Below are 21,888 nucleotides of genomic sequence, written 5' to 3'. Positions count from 1 at the left end.
TGACAGGATCGCCGCAGCCATGATCTCAGCGGCTTCCGATATTTCATCGCCGGTCGGCGTCATCGCAGGCGGCGGTGCGATGCCGTTCGCGGTGGCGGAGTCGCTTAGCCAGCGCGGGATCGCGCCAGTGCTGTTCGCGCTGCGCGGCGCCTGCGATCCGGATCGTGTCGGCCGCTTCCGTCATCACTGGATCTCGGTCGGACAACTCGGCCGCGCGACCAAGCTGTTCCGCAGCGAGGGCTGCCGCGACCTGATCTTCATCGGTACGCTGCTGCGGCCTGCGCTGTCGGAAATCAGGCTGGACTGGGGAACGATCCGCGTGATCGGCCGCGTCTGGGCGGCGTTTCGCGGCGGTGACGACCACCTGTTGTCGGGGATCGGCCGCATCCTCGAGCAGGACGGTTTCCGGATGGTCGGTATCAGGGATGTCGCCCCCGACGTGCTGATGCCAGAGGGGCAAATTGCCCGTGCCATGCCGGATGCCGCCGCCGCCGCCGATATTGCCAAGGGGCGGGAGGTCCTCGGCGCGCTCGGTCCGTTCGACATAGGGCAGGCCGTGGTCGTGATCGACGGCCATGTGGTCGCGGTCGAGGATATCGAGGGCACCGATGGGCTTCTGGCGCGAGTGGCGAGGCTGCGCGAGGCGGGGCGCATTCGCGCCAAATCCGGCCGCGGCGTGCTGGTGAAGGCGCCGAAGAGCGGGCAGGATTTGCGCTTCGACCTGCCGGCCGTGGGCGCAAGAACCATCGAAGGCGCAGCTAGCGCCGGGCTCGCCGGCATTGCCGTGATCGCCGGCCATACGATTGCCGCGGACTCGCAAGCCATGATCGAGGCCGCCGATAGCGCCGGCCTGTTCATCCAGGGCTTGCCCGCGTGACGCCGCCTCGCGCAACCGCCGGGATGGAGCGGAGGATATTTCTGATCGCGACGGAGGAATCCGGCGATCGCCTCGGCGCCAGCTTGATGAAGGTGCTGCGCCAGCGCCTTGGCGATGCGGTACAGTTCGAGGGCGTCGGCGGCCGCGCCATGGCGCGCGAAGGCCTGGAGTCGCTGTTTCCGATTGAAGAACTCTCGATCATCGGGCTGGCCGCAGTCGTCAAGGAATTGCCGAAGATCCTCGGGCTGATCAAGGAAACGGCTATCGTGGTGACGGAGGCGTCGCCGGACGTTCTCGTCATCATCGACAGCCCCGACTTTACCCATCGCGTCGCCAGGCGTGTGCGCGCCAAGGATCCCAAGATTCCGATCGTCGATTATGTGTCGCCCTCGGTATGGGCGTGGCGACCCGGCCGGGCGCGGGCGATGTGCAAATACGTCGATCACGTGCTGGCGCTGCTGCCGTTTGAGCCGGAGGCCTATCGCAGGCTGCACGGCCCTCCCTGCACCTATGTCGGTCACCCCCTGACCGAGCAACTGGCCTCGCTGCGGCCGAATGCCGACGAGACCAGGCGGCGGGCGGAATCGCCGCCGGTGCTGTTGGTGCTGCCGGGAAGCCGCCGCAGCGAAATTCGTCACCACATGGCGGTATTCGGCCAGGCGGTGGGACTGCTGCAGGAGCAGGGCACGCCGTTCGAACTGGTGCTGCCGACCATGCCGCACCTGCAGGAGGCGGTCGTAGACGCGGTGAAGGGCTGGCCGGTGCAGCCCCAGGTCGTCATCGGCGAGCAGGAGAAGCGGGCGGCATTCAGGATCGCGCACGCAGCGCTCGCCAAATCCGGCACCGTGACGTTGGAGCTGGCATTGGCTGGCGTGCCGATGGTGACGGCCTACCGGACCGGCGCTGTGGAAGCCTGGATCCTGCGGCGGGCGATCAAGGTGAACTCGGTGATTTTGGCCAACCTCGTGATCGGCGAGAATGTCGTGCCGGAATTCCTGCAGGAGAATTGCACGCCGGAGAAACTCGCAGCCGCGCTGCGCGAGGCGTTGGGCGACAGCGAGCTGCGTCGAAAGCAACTCGAGGCCTTCGGCAAGATCGACGGCATCATGTCGACCGGCAACCAGCCGCCCAGCGTGCGTGCCGCCGATATCGTATTGGAGACGATGTGGCAGGCGCGGCGGGGGTAGGATTGTAGGATGGGTGGAGCGAAGCGATACCCATCGATCCGGCATACACTGGCGATGGGTATCGCTGCGCTCCACCCATCCTACGCGTCAAACAAAAGCCGGACGCGATGATCGCATCCGGCTTTCCGAATTGTCGTGAGCGACGTCGCTTACTTCCGCTTGTCCATCGCCACGTAGTCGCGGCGGGCGACGCCGGTATAGAGCTGGCGCGGACGGCCGATCTTCTGCTGCGGGTCCTCGATCATCTCGCTCCACTGGCTGATCCAGCCGACGGTGCGGGCGACCGCGAACAGCACGGTGAACATCGAGGTCGGGAAGCCCATCGCCTTCAGCGTGATGCCTGAATAGAAGTCGACGTTCGGGTAGAGCTTGCGGTCGATGAAGTACTGATCGTTGAGCGCGATCTTTTCCAATTCCAGCGCCACCTTCAGCATCGGGTCGTCGCCATGGCCGGTCTCGGCCAGCACGGCGTGACACATCTTCTGCATGATCTTGGCGCGCGGGTCGTAATTCTTGTAGACGCGGTGACCGAAGCCCATCAGGCGGACTTCTGAGTTCTTGTCCTTCACCTTCGCGATGAATTCCGGAATCTTGTCGACCGAACCAATCTCCGCGAGCATCGCCAGCGCCGCTTCGTTGGCGCCGCCATGCGCCGGGCCCCACAGGCAGGCGATGCCGGCGGCGATGCAGGCGAACGGGTTGGCGCCGGACGAGCCGGCGATGCGCACCGTCGAGGTCGAGGCGTTCTGTTCATGGTCGGCGTGCAGGATGAAGATCTTGTCGAGCGCGTCAGCCAGCACCGGGTTGATCTTGTAGTCCTCGCATGGCACCGCGAAGCACATGTGCAGGAAGTTCTCGGCAAAGGAGAGCGAGTTCTTCGGATACATGAAGGGCTGGCCGACGGTGTATTTGTAGGCCATCGCGGCCAGCGTCGGCACCTTCGCGATCATGCGCATGGAAGCGATCATGCGCTGCTTCGGATCGTTGATGTCAGTCGAGTCGTGATAGAACGCAGCCAGCGCGCCGACGGCGGCGACCATGATCGCCATCGGATGGGCGTCACGGCGAAAACCCTGGAAGAAGCGGGCCATCTGCTCGTGAACCATGGTGTGATGGATCACGCGGTAGTCGAAATCCTGCTTCTGGGCGGCGGTCGGAAGTTCCCCGTACAGCAGGAGGTAGCAGGTCTCCAGGAAGTCGCCCTTCTCGGCGAGCTGCTCGATGGGGTAGCCGCGGTATTCCAGCACGCCGGCATCGCCGTCGATATAGGTGATCTTCGACTGGCAGCTACCGGTGGAGGTGAAACCGGGGTCGTAGGTGAACATCCCGGCCTGGGCGTAGAGCTTCGCGATGTCGATGACATCTGGCCCCACCGTGCCGCTGAGGATCGGGAAATCGTAGGTCTTATTGCCTACCGTGAGCGTTGCAGTCTTGTTGCTGGATTTTGCGTCCATCGTGAAGTCCCCGATGAAATCGTTACGAAAAACCGGGCCGACCTTGGTGCCATTCGTAAGGCAGCAGCAAGGGAGGCCGGACTGTCTAGAAGCGGCGCCAAAGGCGTAGCTTATTGCCCTGTGCACTGCAAGATGGCCGCAGCCCCCTATTGGTAGGGGCTCAGCCGGCCGCTTGATCGCCAAGACGGGCCAGGCATTCGTCCCGCCCAAGTACCGCCAAAACATCGAAAATGCCCGGCGAAGTCGTGCGTCCCGTCAGCGCCACCCGGAGTGGCTGGGCGACGGCGCCGAGCTTGAGATTGTTCTGCTCTGCGAAATTCCGCATGGCGGCTTCTGTCGTCTCGGCGCGCCAGTCGGTGACGGTTTCCAGCGCTCTCAGGAGCTGGCCGATCAGCGCCCTGGTCTCCGGCGTTAGCAGCGCAGCGGCCTTCGCGTCGATCTGGAGCGGGCGGTCGGCGAAGATGAAGTAGGCGCCCGAGATCAGCTCGATCAGCGTCTTGGCGCGCTCCTTCAGGCTCGGCATCGCCCGCAGCAACTGCGCGCGGGTGGTGTCATTGAGCTTCGCCTTGAGGTCGGCGCCTTCGGGAACGTAATCGAGCACGCTCTCGAACTGCTTAGCCAGTTCGCGGTCATCGGCCTGGCGGATGTAGTGGCCGTTGAGATTCTCCAGCTTGGCAAAATCGAACCGCGCGGCAGAGCGCCCAATGGCCGGAAGATCGAAGGCGTCGATCATTTCCTGCGTCGAGAAGATTTCCTGGTCGCCGTGGCTCCAGCCGAGCCGGACGAGATAGTTGCGCAGCGCCGCCGGCAGATATCCCAGGGCGCGGTAGGCATCGACACCGAGCGCGCCATGGCGCTTCGACAGTTTTGAACCATCGGGCCCGTGGATCAGCGGGATATGCGACATGTTCGGGATGTCCCATGCAAGCGCGTCGTAGATCTGTTTCGGCGCGCGGCGTTGATCAGATGATCATCGCCGCGGATGACATGGGTCACACCCATGTCATGGTCGTCGACGACGACAGCCAGCATGTAGGTCGGATTGCCGTCGCCACGCAGCAGCACGAGATCGTCGAGGTTTTCGTTCTGCCAGACCACGCGGCCCTGCACCTGGTCCTCGATCACGGTCTCGCCGGTCTGCGGGGCCTTCAGGCGAATGGTCGGCTTCATGCCGGTGGGCGCTTCTCCCGGATCACGATCCCGCCACATCCCGTCATAGAGGCGGGTGCGGCCCTCCGCGCGCGCCTTCTCGCGCATCGCGGTCAGCTCCTCCGCGGTGGCGTAGCAACGGTACGCCTTGCCGCTGGCGAGCAGTTGCTCGGCCACTTCGCGATGACGGGCGGCGCGGCTGAACTGATGGATAACGTCGCCATCCCAATCGAGCTCGAGCCATTTCAGCCCATCCAGGATCGCGGCAATGGCGGCTTCCGTGGAGCGCTCACGGTCGGTGTCCTCAATCCGCAGCAGCATCTTGCCGCCGCGCTTCTTGGCATAGAGCCAGTTGAACAGCGCGGTCCGGGCGCCTCCGATATGGAGGAAGCCGGTGGGCGAAGGGGCGAAGCGTGTGACGACGGAATCGGTCATTACCAAGCACGTGAGCGGTGAACGGCGGTGGTGTATAGCAGGAACGATGCATAACTAAAGCCCGGGCCGGTGGCAAAGTGGGCTTGGCTCACAGAGGCGAATTTGGCAGAAGGTTCGCCAATCCCTAACAGGAACTCAGGATGACCACAGAACCGGTAACGGCAGAGGCGGGGCGCGATTTCATCCGCGACATCGTCCAGGCCGATCTCTCTTCCGACAAGCACAGCCGGATCGTGACCCGATTTCCGCCGGAGCCGAACGGCTATCTGCATATCGGCCATGCCAAGTCGATTGCCCTCAATTTCGGCATCGCGCAGGAGTTCGGAGGCAAGTGTCATCTGCGCTTCGACGACACCAACCCGACCAAGGAAGAGCAGGAATATATCGATTCCATCCAGGCCGACGTGCATTGGCTCGGCTACGACTGGGGAACCGACCTCTATTACGCCTCCGACTATTTCGATCGTCTGTATGACTGGGCGGAGGGCCTGATCAAGGCGGGCCATGCTTATGTCGACGACCAGTCGCAGGAGGAAATCCGTATCAACCGCGGCACGCTGACGGAACCCGGCAAGAACTCGCCGTTTCGTGACCGCACGGTGGAGGAAAACCTCGACCTCTTCCGACGCATGAAGGCCGGCGAGTTTCCGAACGGCAGCCGCGTGCTGCGCGCCAAGATCGACATGGCGGCCGGCAACATCAACCTGCGCGACCCCGTGCTCTACCGCATCCTCCATGCCGAGCATCCGCGCACCGGCACCAAATGGTCGATCTATCCGAGCTACGATTATGCCCACGGCCAGTCGGACGCCATCGAAGGCATCACGCATTCGATCTGCACGCTGGAATTCGAGGACCACCGCCCGCTCTATGAGTGGCTGCTGGACAAGCTGCCGGTGCCGTCAAAGCCGCGCCAGTATGAATTCGCCCGCCTCAACCTGACCTATACGCTGCTGTCGAAGCGCGTACTGACACAGCTCGTCCGCGATGGTCACGTCTCCGGCTGGGACGATCCGCGCATGCCGACGATTGCCGGGTTGAAGCGCCGCGGCGTGCCGCCGGCGGCGGTGCGCGAATTCGTCAAGCGTATCGGGGTCGCGAAAGCCAACAGCGTGGTCGATGTCGGCATGCTGGAATTTTGCATTCGCGAGCACCTCAACAAGACGGCGCAGCGGCGGATGGCCGTACTGCGGCCGCTGAAAGTCGTGATCGAGAATTATCCGGAAGGGCAAACGGAAGAGCTCGAGGCCGTCAACCATCCCGACGATCCGTCGTTGGGTACGCGAAAAATTTCGTTTGGCCGCGAGCTCTATATCGAGCGCGACGATTTCATGGAGAACCCGCCGAAAAAGTTCTTCCGCCTCTCGCCGGGCAACGAAGTGCGGCTCCGCTATGCCTATTTCATCAAATGCACCGGCGTCATCAAGAACGACGCCGGCGAAGTGGTCGAACTGCGCTGTACCTACGATCCCGCGACCAAGGGCGGCAACGCCCCTGACGGCCGCAAGGTCAAGGCCACCATGCACTGGCTGTCGGCCAAGGATTCGGTACCGGCGGAAATCCGCGTCTACAATCAGCTCTTCTCGAACCCAAACCCGAGTGCCGCGAATTTCGCCGCGGATCTCAATCCGGAATCGCTGGAAGTGCTGCCCGAGGCGCGGGTCGAGCCGTCGGTCGCATCAGACAATTCGGGCGAGGTGATGCAGTTCGAGCGGCAGGGCTATTTCGTGCGCGACAAGGATTCCGCGCCGGGCAAGCCGGTGTTCAACCGCACCATCGGCCTGCGCGACACGTTTGCCAAGGAAGTCGGCGGGAAGGGGTGAGGTCAATCGATGGCGTCATCCGAACGGATTGCGACCGAAGATATCGTCGCCGGCATCATGGGAAAATGGACGAAGGCTTTCAGCGGGCTGGATGCCAAGGCTCTCGCGTCGCTTTATTCGAAGAACGCGTTCTTCTTCGGCTCGAACCCGAACTTCTATCGCGGCAATGACGGCGTTAAGGCCTATTTCGAAGGGCTGCCGCGCTGGCAGTCGCCATCCGTTCAATTCACCGATGTCAGGACGGCGCAAGCGGCTATCGACCTGATCAACGTCGCGGGCACCGCGACCTTTACCATCGAGATGGGTGCCGAGCCGCTGGTGGTGAAAATTACCTGGGTGATCGTTCGCGAAGACGGCGAATGGAAGATAGTCAGCCATCATGTCTCGTCGAAGACACCGCTGATTGAGCCGTAGGCCGGTTGCGCGTCAGGACGCGGTCCCTGCGTCATCCCGTTCTAGATATCGTAATACAAATGGAACTCGTATGGATGTGGGCGCAGCCGGATCGGATCGACCTCTTTCTTCCGCTTGTAGTCGAGCCAGGTCTCGACCACGTCGGCCGTGAACACATCGCCGCGGACAGGAAGGCGTGATCGCGCTCGAGCGCGTCAAGCGCCTGATCCAGCGATCCCGGTGTCGATCTCACGTCCTTTGCCTCGGCAGGCGGCAGGTCATACAGGTTCTTGTCGATCGGGCTGCCCGGATCGATCCGGCTGGTGATGCCGTCAAGACCGGCCATCAGCATCGCGGCAAAGGCCAGATAGGGATTGCAGGAGGGATCCGGCGAGCGAAACTCGACCCGCTTTGCCCGCGGGTTCGGCGAATACATCGGAATCCGGCAGCAGGCTGATCGGTTGCGCTGGGAATAGACCAGATTGATCGGAGCTTCATAGCCTGGCACCAGGCGCCGATAGGAGTTCGTGGTGGGGGCACAAAGCGCGCACAGCGCCCAGGCGTGGGTCAACAGACCGCCGATGTAGTAGCGGCCGAGCTGGCTCAACTCGGCATAGTCGCCCTTGTCGTAGAACAGATTGGTCTCGCCCTTCCACAGGGACTGGTGAACGTGCATCCCCGAGGCGTTGTCCTCGAACAGCGGCTTCGGCATGAACGTTGCGGTCATGCCGTGCTCGCGGGCGGTGTTCTTCACCACGTATTTATAGATCATCAGATTGTCGGCCATGCGGGTGAGTGTAGTGAAGCGCATGTCGATCTCGTTCTGGCCGCCGGTCGCGACTTCATGGTGATGGGCTTCGATCTGGATGCCGAGCTGTTCCATCGTCAGCACCATGTCGGTGCGGAGAGCCTGCATGCTGTCGGTCGGGGGAACGGGAAAATATCCCTCCTTGGGGCGCGGCTTGTGGCCCAGATTTGGCGCTTCCTCCTTGCCCGTATTCCAACTGCCTTCGCTGGAATCGATTTCGTGGAAGGCGTAGTTGATCCCCTGTCCGTAGCGCACGTCGTTGAACACGAAGAACTCCGCCTCTGGGCCGAAGTAACTCGTATCGGCGTGGCCGGTGCCTTTCAGGTTGGTTTCGGCTTTCTGGGCGATGTAACGGGCGTCACGGCTATAGGGTTGACCGGTCACGGGGTCGCGGATGTTGCAGATCAGGACCAGGGTCGATGAAGGGGAATACGGGTCGAGGAAGGCCGTGGTCGGGTCCGGCACGACCAGCATGTCGCTTTCCTGGATTTCCTGGAAGCCGCGGATGGATGAGCCGTCGAATCCAATGCCTTCGCTGAGAGCGTCGACACTCGCCGCACCCGGCGGGATGGAAAAATGCTGCCATACCCCAGGCAAGTCGGTGAAGCGCAGATCGATCATCTGCACCTTCTCGTCGCTGATCGCTTTCACGAGGTCTTCGGCTGTCGCACACTTCGGAAACATGGCTTCACTCCTGTCATGGAGAGGCGCATCGTGGAGGTCGTGCCGCGATTCAGCCGTGGCGAAGCGGCTTGCGACGGGTCTTGGACCACGTTCTGCGTTGCCGCGCCGGCAGCCTCAGCTTTGGTGCGGCCCGCGCATGAGCTTCATCGCGTCTTCGATATGCCGCCAGGTTCTGGCCAGTTCGGCCTCGCCTTTTGCCTCGAGTTCGATGGCGTTCTGGGCCGCTTCCGCGATGGCCTTGGGGCCATGCGCTTCCAGCAACTGCCGTGCATAGTCGTGGATTTCGGTTTCTCGCATGGGGTCATGCTCCTCTTGTTGAGCGCAACTGTGAATTCCAGTCGAGCTGAGAGCCGTAGACGTTGACACCTGGTCATGCGCGCACAGTGTGCATCCTGCTGCGGCGCACTTGCAAGAGCGGTTTCCGGGCGGTGAGCTGGCGGGATTGGAACGTGGCGCCGGCCGCCTAGCAACCCCGGCAAATACTGCGCAGGGACTTTGCGAGCTGGGCGTCCTCCGCCGTCATGGGCTCGTAGGGCTTTTGCTGCTCGGCCTGCCGGGCCTCGTTCGCCTTTTTGCCGGGCAGCACGTGCGATCTCCTGGCGCTGATAGCAGGCTTCGCGCGCGGCCCTCGCCTCGATGAAGCGACATTGCTCCGGAGTGGCGGCATTGGCGTGAGAGGTGATCAAGATCACCGCAGATAAAAGGCTGGCCGCAAGCTTCATGTCGCTTCTTTGTCCTGATTCCGGTTCAATCCATAGCGTTCGATTGTAACCCCAGCCGGCGTGCATTTCTTCAGGTTTCTGCTTCCGTTCCGCTAGCGGGCTGAATACAGCGTCCGGTAGTCTTGCGGTCTCCACGAGATCGTAAGGTGTAGGGCTCGGTGGCGGAGCAGGGCGACACGTCGGGCCGAAAACGGGGCTATGCCGGCACCTGGCCGCCGCGCGCTGCGGCGCCGGTCGGCGGCATTTTGCCGTCGCGTCCCGCGTTCTGGCCGCCCCTGATCGAGACCCTGCGTACATGGGCACGCGCCGAAGCGGGTGCCGGCCGGTTGCTGCCCTGGGTGCCGGTCGCATTCGGTACCGGCATTGCGTTTTACTTCGCCGCCGATCATGAGCCGGTGCTGTCGGTGGCTGCCATTGTGGCGATCGCGCTGTGCGCGGTGGCGGTGCTGTTGCGGCGGCAGAAATTCTTTCCCGCTGCGGTGATGATCGCGGCGGTCGCCGCGGGCTTCGCGATAGCGACCTGGAAGACCGCGCGGATCGCGCATGGCGTGCTGGCGCGGCCGATGTTTTCGGTGTCGCTGACGGGTTTTGTCGAGACGCGCGACATTCGCGAGCGCACCGACCGTTTTGTCCTTCGCGTCGTCACCATGGAAAGCGCGCGCGGAACGACGAAGCTGGAGCGCGTACGGCTCTCGGTAAGGAAGGGTACGGCCCCGCCGGTCGGCAGCTTCGTTGAATTGAAGGCGCGGCTATTGCCGCCGCTTTCGCCGGTGCGGCCGGGCAGTTACGATTTCAGCCGCGACATGTTTTTCGCCGGCATCGGGGCCTCGGGTTTCGTGATGGGCGCTATCAAGACCACCGAGCCGCCAGCCGCGGGTGGCGGGCTCCGCCTGCGCTATTCGGCCGTGATGCAAGGCCTGCGCGATACGATCGATGCGCGGATCAGGACCACACTGGAAGGCGACAAGCGCGCGATTGCGACCGCTCTGTTGACCGGGCGGCGCGATGCGATCTCGCCACCGGTGAACGACGCGATGTTCATCTCCGGTCTCGGCCATGTGCTGTCGATCTCCGGCTACCACATGGCCGTTGTCGCCGGCGTCGTGTTTTTCGCGGTCCGGGCGCTGTTGGCGCTGTTTCCCGTGCTCACGGTCGGCCAGCCCATCAAGAAGTGGTCGGCGGCGGCGGCCCTCGTTGCCGCTGCGTTCTATTTGCTGCTGTCGGGCGCCGAGGTCGCGACGCAGAGATCGTTCTTCATGACTGCCGTGGTGCTGATCGCCGTCATTGTCGACCGCCGCGCGATCACGTTTCGCACGCTCGCGGTCGCCGCCCTGATCGTGCTCACGGTCGCGCCGGAAGCGCTGGTACATCCGAGTTTCCAGATGTCGTTTGCGGCGACGTTGGGGCTGGTGGCGCTGGTGCAGATCGGCATGCCGCGCCTGTTCGCGACGGCGGATCATACCGCAACGGCGCGCGTGGCGCTGTGGGGCGGCCGCGAAGTCACCATGCTGTTGCTGGCCTCACTGGTAGCGGGGCTTGCGACCATGCCTTACGCCGCCTTTCACTTTCACCGGGTCACGCCTTACGGCGTGCTGGCCAACCTCGCGGCGATGCCGGTGGTCTCCGCGCTGGTGATGCCGGCGGGTTTGCTCGGCCTCGCCGCGATGCCGTTCGGCTTCGATCGGCTGTTCTGGGCGATCATGGGCGTAGGTATCGACTGGATGATTGCGGTGACGCAATGGGTCGCGGCGTTACCCGGCGCGGTCGGCCGGGTGCCGGCGTTCGGCATCGGCCCGCTGATTGCGGCGAGCCTCGGCATTGTCCTGCTCGGCCTGTTGCGCACGCCGCTGCGGTGGTCGGGTGCGGCGCTGGTACTGTCAGCGGCGCTGTGGGCGGCGAGGGTGCCGCAGCCCGATATCCTGATTTCCGCCGACGGACGCAATGTCGGGGTGCGCGGCCAGGATGGCCGGCTGCATTTGATGCACGCGGCCAAGGGGTCTCGCGACGTCTTCCTCCTGAAGGAGTGGCTGGCGGCGGATGCGGACGCGCGAACCGCGGCTGACGCCTCGCTCACGTCAGGCGTCTCATGCGACGATCTTGGCTGCGTGGTGCAATCCGTCGGCGGCGGCCTGGTCGCGCAGGCGCTCAGGCCCGAGGCATTTTCGGACGATTGCGAGCGCGCGGCAATCATTGTGACGCTGCGGCAGGCGCCCGCATCATGCGCGGCTTCGATTATCGATTCCGAACGGTTGCGGCGCCAGGGTGCCATGGCGCTGCGGCGTAGCCGCGAGGGATTTGTCGTCGAGGCAGTCAAGCCGAGGGGATCGACCGCCCATGGTCGCCGGCTACGGCTGACGAGAGCGCGGCCGACACCACCGTGCTTGCGCCGCGCGTCGTGCCACCGCGCAGCGTCGATGCCACGCCGGCTGAGGCAGACCTTCAGGCGGAGGAGTAGACGGGCGTCAGTGCTCGTCGACCGTGGGTTTGGCTGGAATTTCGAACGCGCCGAGATGGAATTCCTCGGGCGCGTCGGGCGCCGACGGCAGAGCGACCAGCGTGAACGACGCGTCGGGGAATTGCTGCCAGATTGCGAGATCTTCGGCCGTGATGGTGAGCCAGCCGTACCTGAACATGTACCGCCCGGGCTCAGTGACGCGCCCGGCCTTTTGCCACGTTACCTTGTTGACCACCGACTGCCCCCTGCGGTGCCGCGTTCTGAAAAATGTACCCCCATGATCCGCCGGCCTGGACCGGCGGATCATATGAGCGTGGGCGTTTATCCGGTCACGATCGATTCGGCCGGAGGCGCTTCCGTTACCTTCGGGGCGCGTTCGCCGCCGGTCTGGACCACCGGCAATTGCAGCACGGTCGCGCGCTGGCCTTCGCAAAGCTGCGTCACCAGCACATGGCTTCCGTCGGGAAATTCGATCGCGTCATGGTGACGGTCGGAAATATGGGGGTCGATTTGATTGAACTTGCCGACCCGCCAGTCGGTGGTTCGAGTCCAGATCCACCGGTTGTCGTATTTGACGTCCTCAGCGAACGCCAGTTCGGTGCCGGGAAGCATGCAGACCGCCACTGCAGGCTCGCGTTCCGACGCAAAGCCGCGGGTCGATGTACCGCGGAACGTCGTGGTGATCAGCGTTTCGCCGACCACGGCAGGCCGCGTAGCCACAGCATGCAGGCTATAGTCACACATCGGATGGCTCCCTCGTTTGAGATAGCTGACCTGTGTCTAGAAGAGGCACAGGCCTCTATCAGAGTGGACATGGCGCAGAGCCTTCTCTCGTTTCTGGGCAATTCTGCGACTGGCGCAATGCGCCACATTCACAAACGCGCTAACGCTCGTTGGTTCCAAACGCACAACAAAAAACCCCGGCCGCGGGCCGGGGCTCTTTTCCGTCACGGCCCGGACGGCATAACGGGTCAGTATTTGCGGTAGAGCCCGATCAGCTTGCCCTGAATCCGGACCCGGTTCGGTGGCAGGATGCGGACTTCATAGGCAGTGTTGGCGGGCTCGAGCGCGATCGAGGCGCCGCGGCGGCGGAAGCGCTTTAGCGTCGCTTCCTCCTCGTCGATCAGCGCCACGACGATATCGCCGGTGTCGGCGGTCTCGTTGCGTTGGATCAGCGCCATGTCACCGTCGAGAATGCCGGCGTCCACCATGGAATCGCCGCGCACTTCGAGCGCGTAATGTTCGCCGGAGCCGAGCATATCAGGCGGTACGCTGATGGTGTGGCTGCGGGTCTGCAGCGCCTCGATCGGCGTACCGGCGGCGATCCGGCCCATGACAGGCACGGCGACCGGCCGATTGCCGTCGTCCTCGGCGGCCGGCGCGCTCACCGTGCGTTTGCCGAGCGTACCCTCGATGACGCTCGGCGTGAAGCCGCGGCGGCTGTTGGCGGCGGCTGCGAGCTCGGGCAGCTTGATGACTTCGATGGCGCGGGCGCGGTTGGGCAGGCGGCGGATGAAGCCCCGCTCCTCCAGTGCGGTGATGAGGCGGTGGATTCCAGATTTGGAGCGCAGATCGAGCGCGTCCTTCATCTCGTCGAAGGAGGGCGGCACGCCGGCCTCTTTCAGCCGTTCATTGATGAAACGCAGAAGTTCATACTGTTTGCGCGTAAGCATCGCGAGCAATCCCCCGGTTGGCTTCGTCTCGTTCCGAATCTTCAGAGCCCAGATCGTGGAGTCCCCAAACTCTCAATCAAGGACACTAGCAGTCGAAACAAATCATGAACGGACACTATATGTTCGATATGTGTTCCGCAACCACTTAATTTCAGGTGAACGCATTGCGGTTCCGGCACCAAGGCGCTGTTGGAGCGCCGTTCCGGCGTCATTCCGGCAGCCGGAGCAGCTCGCAACGCGATCCCTTTGCGGCAGCCGGCGCGAACGGCGGACGTATCACAAGTGCACGTGCCGCAGCGAGATTCCTGATAGCGACGAGTCCTGATGGTTCACCGGCACGGCAACCAGCGTGCCGTCGTCGCGCGCTTCGAGGCTGGCGCGAAGATAGTCTTCGCGCTGGTCGTTGGCGGCGAGATCGCGGCCGAGCAGGGCGTTTTCGCGCGGGTGATGGATGGTATCGCGGCCCGATAGAGCGCGAATCAGCGGCACCAGAAACAGGAAGCCGCAGACATAGGAGGAGACGGGATTGCCGGGCAAGCCGATCACCCGCATCGCCTCCAGCCTGCCATGCATCATCGGCTTGCCCGGCCGCATCGCGATCCGCCAGAACGCCATGGCGACGCCCTCGGCCTCCAGCGACCGCTTGACGAGGTCGTGGTCGCCGACCGAAGCGCCGCCCAGGGTGATCAGGATGTCCGCGTCGGCCTTGCGGGCACGGCGGATGCCTTCCGTGGTCGCGGCAACGGTGTCGGCGGCGATCCCGAGGTCGATGATTTCTGCCCCCTCGGCCCGCGCCAGCGCCCGCAAGCTGTAGCCGTTGGAATAGACGATCTGGCCGGGGCTGGGGGTTGCACCCGGCATCACCAGTTCGTCACCGGTCGCCAGCATCGCAACCTTCGGGCGGCGGTGCACCGCAAGCTCCGGGTAGTTCATGCCGGCGGCGAGCGAGAGGTCGCGGTCGGTGAGGCGGCGCCCGCGTTTGAGGAGGACGTCGCCTTCGCGGAAATCAACGCCCGCGGCGCGGATATGCCGCCCCGGAACGGCTGCTTCCGTGATGGTGATATGATCGCCGTCGACGCCAGTGTCTTCCTGGATGATGACAGCGTCGGCGCCATCGGGGATCACGCCGCCGGTAAAGATCCGCACCGCTTCGCCTTTGCCGACCTTCCGCTCGAACGGGCGGCCGGCGGCGACCTCGCCGATCACCTTCAGCCGTGCGCTGACATCGGCGGCGTCAGCCGCGCGCACCGCATAGCCGTCCATCGCCGACATCGCCTGCGGCGGCTGCGTCCGCTTTGCTGCGACGTCGCGTGCGAGAATGCGGTGATGCGCGTCATCGAGCGCCACCAATTCTTCGGGCAGGGGATCGGCGCCCGCAAGGATGGCAGACAATGCATCGGCAACCGGCATCAACGCCACGGGCAGACCTCCCTCAAATTCCAAGTGCTTAAATTCCAAGTGCGGTCAGTGCCCTCGCCACGTCATCCGTCGATGTCACGTGGATGGCAGAAAGGCCGCGCGCCCGGGCACCTTCGATATTGGCAGCCGAGTCGTCGAAGAACAGGATCCGCGACGCCGGCACGCCGATCGCTCTTACCACATGATCATAGGCTTCGGCGTCGGGTTTGCGCAAACCGATGCTGGAGGACAGGAATATCTGGCGGAAATGGCCGAGCACATCCGCATAGGCCTGCGAAAAATGCGTGACATGGGCCGGATTGGTGTTGGAAAAAGCATAGAGCGGCAAGCGTTTTGCTGCACGCGCCAGCAGCGGCGAAATTCCGGGCATCTCGCCGGTGAAGATCGCGTTCCAGCCTTCCAGGAACTGCGCGTCGGTGATGCCGATGCCGAGCGACTGGCGCAGGCTCGCAAAGAACGCCGCATCGTCGATCCGGCCGGTCTCGTGGTGCTTGAAACTGTCGTCCACCACAAAGCGTCCGGCGAGGTCGGCAGGCGCGCAGCCGGCATGCCCTGCCCAGCACGTCATTACCTGATCGAAACTGATGTCGAGCACGACACGGCCGAGGTCGAACAGCAAGGCATCGACGGAATGGAGCGCTGGCGGCGAATTCATGGCAGTCGTTTACAAAACCGGACCGGCCTCGGCAACGGCCACGGCGATTTGCGTCGCATCCCAATCCGCGCTTAAGCCCGTACGCAGGCTGTGCTAAGGCTTCGGGCCAGTTTCTTGGGGCCAATTTCAGGGAGTAGTCGCATGCAAACCGTTGGCAGAATCCTGGGCGCCGTCGCCGTGATCGCATTGTTGGCCGGCCCCGCCTGGGGCCAACAAGCCCGTCCTCCCGCATATGGCGAGACCGACAAGGACAAGACACCCTCGGAAAAAGCGGCGGAAAAGGAAGCCGAGCGGGCCTACCGGAGATCGCTCGGCAACATCCCCGAGCAGAAGAGTTCGATCCTTGGGGGACGATGCGCGGCGACAGCGCACCGCCGAAAGCGGCGGCCAAGGCGCCGGCAGCGAAGTCAAAGGCCAAATCCGCCGAAGGCGCGGCAAAGTAGAAAGATGCCGGCAAGCCCGGGCATGACGACTCCCTGTCTAACGTGATGATTTCATTCACACTCTGAAAGCGACCGTATTGCTCCGGGTCGGCGTGCCTTGATCCGACCAAAAAGCCATTGTGAGTTGGCGGGGCCGGGACAGGGGCGCCGATTCACGGGGATGAGGGGCGTCCGTAGAGATAGAGGGACGCTCCACGATGCGAAGGAATTTTGCCTTTCTTCTCGGCACGGTGACGGGTGCCTGTCTGACCGCCCTCGTGATCGGACCTCAAGGCGCGCATCTGGTGGCGGCGGCAAAGGCTGCGGCCCGTTCCGACACCTACACCCAGCTCAATCTGTTCGGCAACGTGTTCGAGCGGATCAAGACCAGCTACGTCGAGAAGCCCGACGATTCCAAGCTGATGGAAGGCGCCATCAACGGCATGATCTCGGCGCTCGATCCTCATTCAAGATACATGAATGAGAAGGGCTGGAGCGACATGCAGGAGACCACCCATGGCGAGTTCGGCGGGCTCGGCATCGAGGTGACGATGGAAGAAGGCCTCGTCAAAGTGGTCACGCCGATCGACGATACGCCCGCGGCCAAGGCCGGCATGCTGTCGGGCGACGTGATCACCCAGATCGACGACGAGGTGATCCAGGGCATGACCCTCGAACAAGCGGTAGGCCGGATGAAGGGTCCCGCCAACAGCAAGATCCGCCTCAAGGTCGTGCGCAAGGGGCCGCCGCGCCGATCGACGTCGCCATCGTGCGCGAGATTATCCGGGTGCGGCCGGTCCGCTTCAAGACCGACCCGGCGACATCGGTTACATCAGGATCACCCGTTTCAACGAGCAGACCACCGACGGCTTGAAGAAAGCGATCGCCAGCATCTCGAAGGAAATTCCGCCGGAAAAACTCGCGGGCTATGTCGTCGACCTCCGCAACAATCCCGGCGGGTTGCTCGACCAGGCGGTGTCGGTGTCGAGCACCTTCATGAACCGGGGCGAGGTGGTCTCGACGCGCGGCCGCACTTCGGAGGAAACCCAGCGCTTCACCGCGCGTGGCGGCGACATCACCAAGGGCAAGCCGCTGGTCGTGCTGATCAACGGCGGCTCGGCTTCGGCGTCCGAGATCGTGGCCGGCGCGCTGCGCGACCACAAGCGCGCCACGCTGATCGGCACGCGCACCTTCGGCAAGGGCTCGGTGCAGACCATCATCCCGCTTGGGCAGGGCAACGGCGCGCTGGCGCTGACCACTGCGCGCTACTTCACGCCCTCGGGCCGCTCGATCCAGGCCCAGGGCATCGCGCCTGACGTCGAGGTGCTGCAGGATGTGCCGGACGAACTCAAGGGCCGCGCCGAACTGAAGGGCGAAGCCTCGATGCGCGGCCACCTCGCCGCCGAGGGCGCCGAGCAGACCGGCTCGCAAGCCTACGTCCCGCCGAACGAAAAGGACGACAAGGCGCTCAACGCCGCGTTCAACCTGCTGCGCGGCGGCACGGTGAATGCGAACGCGGCGACGGCGGCGAAGCGGGCGGTGCCGAACTAGCGGTCGCTTTCAGCCTAGAGGCCGGCTATTCCACCTTCAGCCCGAGCTGATGGACGAGCTTGCTCCACTTCTTTTCTTCCCGATCGATGTCGTCGGCATACTCGGCCGGCGTCGAGCTGAGGGGATCGCCGCCTTCGAGACGAATGCGTTTCTGCACCTCCAAATCGTTGCCGAGTTTGCGCAACTCGGCGCTGAGGATGTCTATGATCTCAGGTGGCGTGCCGTGCGGCGCAAGCAGCCCGTAATGCAACACGGCTTCGAAGCCGGGCAGTCCCGACTCGTCGAAAGTCGGCACATCGGGCAATAGCGAGAAGCGCGTCTTGCTGGTGACGGCGATGGCCCGCAGTTGGCCGGCCGCGATATTGCCCAGTGCCGGCGGCAGCACGCCGAACGACCGGCACGTGGCCGCCGAGCAGATCGTTCATGACCGGCGCCGTGCCCTTGTAGGGGATGACCGCGATATCGATCCCGGCCTCGGCCTTGAACAGTTCGGCGCACATGTAACCGCCGGTGCCGACGGGCGACGTGCCGATATTGAGCGTGCCCGGCGCCTTCCGCGCAACCGCGATCAATTCGGCGACCGTCTTCGCGGGAAACGACGGATGGGCGAGCAGGGCCACCGGCATCGAGGCGACGAGGCCGATCGGCGCGAAATCCTTGCGCGGATCCATGCCGAGCCTCGTGTAGAGGCTTGGGTTGATCGACAGCGTCCCGGTGTGGCCGAGCAGCAGCGTGTAGCCGTCCGGCGCGGCGCGCGCGACCGCGCGCGTGCCGATGGTGCCCCCGCCACCGCCGCGGTTGTCGACGGTCACGGTCTGGCGGAAAGCGTCCGACAGCTTTTGCGCCACCACGCGCGCCATCGCATCGACGCCGCCGCCGGCTGGGTACGGCACGACCAGCGTGATGGAGCGCGTCGGAAAGTCAGCAGCACGGGCGGTCGACATAAGCGAGGCGCCTGCGAACGCAACGGTCGATGCCATGGTGATCGCGGCGACCGTCACCAAATTGCGACGCGACAATTCATCCATGCGATGACCCTCTTGCAGGCGACGGCGACACGCCCAAGTCAAGAACACATCTTATGTTATGGCGTTCCGGACGGTTAATCCATGGCTGGATTGTTTTGGTGACAGCGAGCGTTGTAGCCCGGATGGAGCGAAGCGAAATCCGGGGCGGCCACCAACAGACGGGGAATCCCCGGATTGCGCTTCGCTCCATCCGGGCTACGTGCCGAATCACGCGATCAACCAGCCAAAGGCACGGCGCAGGTATGCCCGGGCATTCCCTTCTATTGGTGTTCCGTGGGCCATCAGCACCTTTTCGGCGGGCCAAGCGAGAATGCGTTGCAGAGAGTCCCGCGCAGCGCGGCGGTTGGCAAAGGCGATGCGAAACTTACGCGGCACCGACGGCTCGGGTCCTGTCATGAGATCCAGTTTCGCTACGATGGCTCGCCAGCCGGGGATCCGGTCGGCAGGGATCTGCTGGATCAGGTCGGTAAAGAGCACGGTCGCGCTCTTGACGTGAAAGAATACGACCTCGGTAGTGATCAGGTTGCCGTGCATCAGGACCTGATCGATCTCCTCGATCCAATCCGCGCTGGGCGCACTTCCCAGGTCAGCGTCAAATATTATGTCCGCTCGTTTCCTTCGCAATCCCGGCGGGGCGTAGACTTTGGCGGCGGGGTAGGCGCGCTTCCACTCTTGAAGAAACAAGTGATGAAGTGAATTGGGAGCAACAATGTGCCGTACTTGACCGATAGCATCCACTTCTGCGCGCAGGCCATCCGTGAGATGTATCGGCGACCAGATGAAGAGGCCGTCGTCTGGTAGACCGATTATAGCCATCCGAGTGGGGTAATGAAATCCGGCCACTGCTACATCGGGTCCATCCGCAGTCCAGATCTGTCGGCCGAATTCCTTCAACATAGCCGATCTAACGCAATTGCTGCGGTCCGGATCAAGACCTCTTCTTTTGAAACCTCATCTCCATCCAAGCGTAGCTTGGGTCGGACACCATGCGCGTTCAAATGGAGTAGTCATGTCGAAACAACGGATTTTGCTGACCCTGATCTTGTCCCTTTGTTCGGGTGGAGCCCTGCAAGCCAATCCGCTGGATTCACCTGGCCTCGTTTATATCGACGGGCTGCCGTGCAATCGCGCGTGCCAGTCCTACATGGCCTGGTCTGATCAGGCATTGTCTGCCCGGCACCGCGCGGTTCGCGAGACTGATATCGCGGTGCCGGCTGAGGCCGAAACCGCAAGACCAGAACACGCCAGTCCCGCACGCGTAGCGAGGCAGGGCGCACCCGTTTCCCGCGCCGCGCCGCGCGGCAGCAAGGCGACCTCCAATACGAGGCCGCCAACCGCCAAAAAGGCCGCCGCTCCCGCGCTCGCAGCAGCCGGGAAGAACATTCCGGCGGTCAAGGCGCCAGTGGTTCGCGAAAAGGCCGTCGCGGCTGGCCAGCCGCCGGAGCGCAAATTGGAAATCCCTGATAGCCCCGAGCCCAGTAAGGCAGCCGCCGTCGCTGCGTCGCAGCCTGCGGAGACTCCCAAGTCGGAGGTGAAGTCGGAGGTCAAATCCGAGGTCGCCCTGCCGCCGCCTGCCACGCAGGAGGCGACTGCGTTGCCTGTTGCGGTCGCCGGTGCTCCCGCTCCGGCCTCTCGAACCATACAGCAGCAGCTTGTGGAGGCGACGGGAATGGCCGATCTCGTCACGGCGATCGGAACGGGGCGGGAAGCGGCCAACAAATCGGACAATCCGGAAGCAGTACCCGCCGACGTGAGCGATACCGACAAAGCGGCATCCGTAGCGCCAGACGATCCGGATCTGGTCGTGCTTGTGCTGGCACGTCCGGAGATCAATTCGCTATCCGACCTGAACAACAAGAACATCGCGATCGAGGAGAAGCAGTCCGCTTCCAGCGGACGTGTCAGCGCTGCCTTCATGGCGGCAGGGGCCGCGGAAGTCCAGTTCAGCGAAGGACAGCGAGGGGCGATCGACCGCCTGATCAGCGGCGAAGTCCCGGCCGCGGTCCTGACATTGGCGTCGCGCCAAGCCGCCGAGTGGTTTCCCGATATAGAAGGCTTCAGGACGTTTCGGATTCCACTTGCACAGAAGGCGCGACTCTAGACGTCGCAGCGTAGCCCGAATGAGCCAACGGGTCGCGCGAATGCGCGCCCGACGACAGGCTCCGCGACATCCGGGTTTGGCTGTTCCTACATGTTGCTGCGCTGACGCGAGTGACCGCGGTCTTCCTACGCCCTTTCCCTTCACAATTCGACCGGGAAACGATCCCTCTCTCGCGCGTTGTGCGGAGGAGAACACTAGGAGGATAGCTCATGCGAACCTCAATTCTCGCGATGACGGTCGCTTTTGGAACCGCGCTCACCATGCGGGTGCTGGCTCAGCAGTCGACGACGCCTCGCCAGCAGGAGATGCAAACCGACAAACAGATGCAGGAGGAAGCGGATAAGGAATCAAGACCCGCGACTCCGGACAATCCGGGCTTGTCAGCGAACAGGAAACGCCCGGTGCTTCCGCACATCCGCCGGGACAACCCAATCCGAGCAGCCAAACGACGGGTTCGGGCGCTGGCACGAGTGGCGCGCAGGGGACTGCGCCTGATAGTCCGCGTTAGCAAGCGTAGCCCGGATGAGCGAAGCGACATCCGGGGATGGCTAGTCCCGGATATCGCTGCGCTCATGCGGGCTACTTGCCGCCACAGGTCATTCTCCAAATGAGCCTGTCACAGAATTTGCGTCTCATTCCAGGGGTGCAGTCCAGCACTGTCACCGTAGTTCTTCAAGCTATCGTGAGAGCCCCGGAAACGCACCGTGGATATGATTGGCAAAGTTGATTGGCGCAGCGACGGCAAGGCAAAAAAAATTGCATGTATGAGGTGTCATATGTCTGCACCCTGCAAGTTCGAGCTGAGCATCCTGAATCACGATGAGAAAGCGCTCATACAGACCTCTCATCATCCCGAAATTGGTGACGCGGATCGCGCGACACTTGAAAGCCTGAAATCATCGCTCAGGAAACTCCGGGACAGGGAGCGTACGCTCGCCTTCCAGCGGCGTCGGATCAGCAAAGGTACCGCCCAGCCGCGGGGCCAAAGCGTTTCGGGGACTGCCGAGCATTCTCTCCATCGTAAGCAGGTTTTCGTGGCTGCCCTGAAGCGG

Annotated in this window: 13 protein-coding genes and 6 pseudogenes; 8 read left to right on the top strand and 11 right to left on the bottom strand. The window is 63.5% G+C overall.

The genetic code is table 11. From position 1 onward, the window contains the following. The first annotated feature begins 19 nt into the window (after positions 1-19). A complete protein-coding gene (locus ACFXS9_RS14660) occupies positions 20-877 on the top strand; it encodes an LpxI family protein (RefSeq protein WP_392689872.1) in 858 nt (285 codons plus the stop codon). Between the two features lie 23 nt (positions 878-900). Next, positions 901-2,064, top strand: coding sequence for a lipid-A-disaccharide synthase (lpxB, locus tag ACFXS9_RS14655; RefSeq protein ID WP_392699794.1), 1,164 nt, complete (start codon positions 901-903; stop codon positions 2,062-2,064). 149 nt (positions 2,065-2,213) lie between these two features. On the opposite strand, the gene gltA is transcribed toward lpxB, so the two are convergent. Continuing rightward, positions 2,214-3,518, bottom strand: coding sequence for a citrate synthase (gene gltA / locus ACFXS9_RS14650; protein ID WP_028345845.1), 1,305 nt, complete (start codon positions 3,516-3,518; stop codon positions 2,214-2,216). 160 nt (positions 3,519-3,678) lie between these two features. After that, a pseudogene (gene gltX / locus ACFXS9_RS14645) lies at positions 3,679-5,102 on the bottom strand (glutamate--tRNA ligase). A gap of 140 nt (positions 5,103-5,242) precedes the next feature. Here gltX and ACFXS9_RS14640 point away from each other — a divergent pair. Both ACFXS9_RS14640 and ACFXS9_RS14635 read left to right on the top strand, forming a co-directional pair. Further along, positions 5,243-6,925, top strand: coding sequence for a glutamine--tRNA ligase/YqeY domain fusion protein (locus ACFXS9_RS14640; RefSeq protein WP_392689869.1), 1,683 nt, complete (start codon positions 5,243-5,245; stop codon positions 6,923-6,925). A 9-nt stretch (positions 6,926-6,934) separates the two neighbouring features. Further along, on the top strand, positions 6,935-7,339 hold the full coding sequence (locus tag ACFXS9_RS14635) for a YybH family protein (RefSeq protein ID WP_392689867.1): 405 nt from the start codon (positions 6,935-6,937) through the stop codon (positions 7,337-7,339). A gap of 41 nt (positions 7,340-7,380) precedes the next feature. Here ACFXS9_RS14635 and glnA read toward each other — a convergent pair. Together glnA and ACFXS9_RS14625 are read right to left on the bottom strand one after the other, a co-directional pair. Continuing rightward, positions 7,381-8,810 (bottom strand): annotated as a pseudogene (gene glnA / locus ACFXS9_RS14630) (type I glutamate--ammonia ligase). Positions 8,811-8,924: 114 nt separating this feature from the next. Then, a complete protein-coding gene (locus tag ACFXS9_RS14625) occupies positions 8,925-9,107 on the bottom strand; it encodes a hypothetical protein (protein ID WP_247512866.1) in 183 nt (60 codons plus the stop codon). 583 nt (positions 9,108-9,690) lie between these two features. Between ACFXS9_RS14625 and ACFXS9_RS14620 the strand changes: the two are divergent. Further along, a pseudogene (locus ACFXS9_RS14620) lies at positions 9,691-11,987 on the top strand (ComEC/Rec2 family competence protein). Between the two features lie 321 nt (positions 11,988-12,308). On the opposite strand, the gene ACFXS9_RS14615 reads toward ACFXS9_RS14620, so the two are convergent. From ACFXS9_RS14615 to ACFXS9_RS14600, 4 genes and pseudogenes are all read right to left on the bottom strand, one after another. Continuing rightward, positions 12,309-12,731, bottom strand: a complete 423-nt coding sequence (locus tag ACFXS9_RS14615; RefSeq protein WP_392689865.1) for a hypothetical protein — start codon at positions 12,729-12,731, stop codon at positions 12,309-12,311. Between the two features lie 227 nt (positions 12,732-12,958). After that, complete coding sequence (lexA, locus tag ACFXS9_RS14610) at positions 12,959-13,660, bottom strand: transcriptional repressor LexA (RefSeq protein WP_057843135.1); 702 nt, start codon at positions 13,658-13,660, stop codon at positions 12,959-12,961. Between the two features lie 208 nt (positions 13,661-13,868). After that, positions 13,869-15,079: pseudogene (gene glp / locus ACFXS9_RS14605) on the bottom strand (gephyrin-like molybdotransferase Glp). A 28-nt stretch (positions 15,080-15,107) separates the two neighbouring features. Then, positions 15,108-15,734, bottom strand: coding sequence for an HAD family hydrolase (locus tag ACFXS9_RS14600; RefSeq protein ID WP_392689862.1), 627 nt, complete (start codon positions 15,732-15,734; stop codon positions 15,108-15,110). 141 nt (positions 15,735-15,875) lie between these two features. On the opposite strand from ACFXS9_RS14600, the gene ACFXS9_RS14595 reads away from it, so the two are divergent. Both ACFXS9_RS14595 and ACFXS9_RS14590 read left to right on the top strand, forming a co-directional pair. Continuing rightward, positions 15,876-16,223 carry a hypothetical protein gene (locus tag ACFXS9_RS14595; RefSeq protein WP_392689860.1) on the top strand — a complete coding sequence of 116 codons (348 nt, stop codon included), beginning with the start codon at positions 15,876-15,878 and terminating at the stop codon, positions 16,221-16,223. 151 nt (positions 16,224-16,374) lie between these two features. Next, positions 16,375-17,707 (top strand): annotated as a pseudogene (locus ACFXS9_RS14590) (S41 family peptidase). Between the two features lie 25 nt (positions 17,708-17,732). Here ACFXS9_RS14590 and ACFXS9_RS14585 read toward each other — a convergent pair. From ACFXS9_RS14585 to ACFXS9_RS14575, 3 genes and pseudogenes are all read right to left on the bottom strand, one after another. Then, positions 17,733-18,092: a Bug family tripartite tricarboxylate transporter substrate binding protein gene (locus tag ACFXS9_RS14585; protein ID WP_392689858.1), complete on the bottom strand. Its 360-nt coding sequence runs from the start codon at positions 18,090-18,092 to the stop codon at positions 17,733-17,735. A gap of 19 nt (positions 18,093-18,111) precedes the next feature. Beyond that, positions 18,112-18,567: pseudogene (locus ACFXS9_RS14580) on the bottom strand (Bug family tripartite tricarboxylate transporter substrate binding protein); the annotation flags it as partial. 375 nt (positions 18,568-18,942) lie between these two features. Further along, positions 18,943-19,632 carry a DUF4336 domain-containing protein gene (locus tag ACFXS9_RS14575; RefSeq protein WP_392689856.1) on the bottom strand — a complete coding sequence of 230 codons (690 nt, stop codon included), beginning with the start codon at positions 19,630-19,632 and terminating at the stop codon, positions 18,943-18,945. A 112-nt stretch (positions 19,633-19,744) separates the two neighbouring features. On the opposite strand from ACFXS9_RS14575, the gene ACFXS9_RS14570 reads away from it, so the two are divergent. Beyond that, positions 19,745-20,836: a hypothetical protein gene (locus ACFXS9_RS14570; protein WP_392689854.1), complete on the top strand. Its 1,092-nt coding sequence runs from the start codon at positions 19,745-19,747 to the stop codon at positions 20,834-20,836. Positions 20,837-21,888 lie beyond the last annotated feature (1,052 nt).

The sequence above is a fragment of the Bradyrhizobium sp. RDI18 genome, assembly GCF_043203335.1.
Lineage (GTDB): Bacteria > Pseudomonadota > Alphaproteobacteria > Rhizobiales > Xanthobacteraceae > Bradyrhizobium > Bradyrhizobium retamae.
The sequence above is the reverse complement of the archived record's forward strand: the minus strand, read 5'-3'. Positions and strand labels throughout refer to the sequence as shown.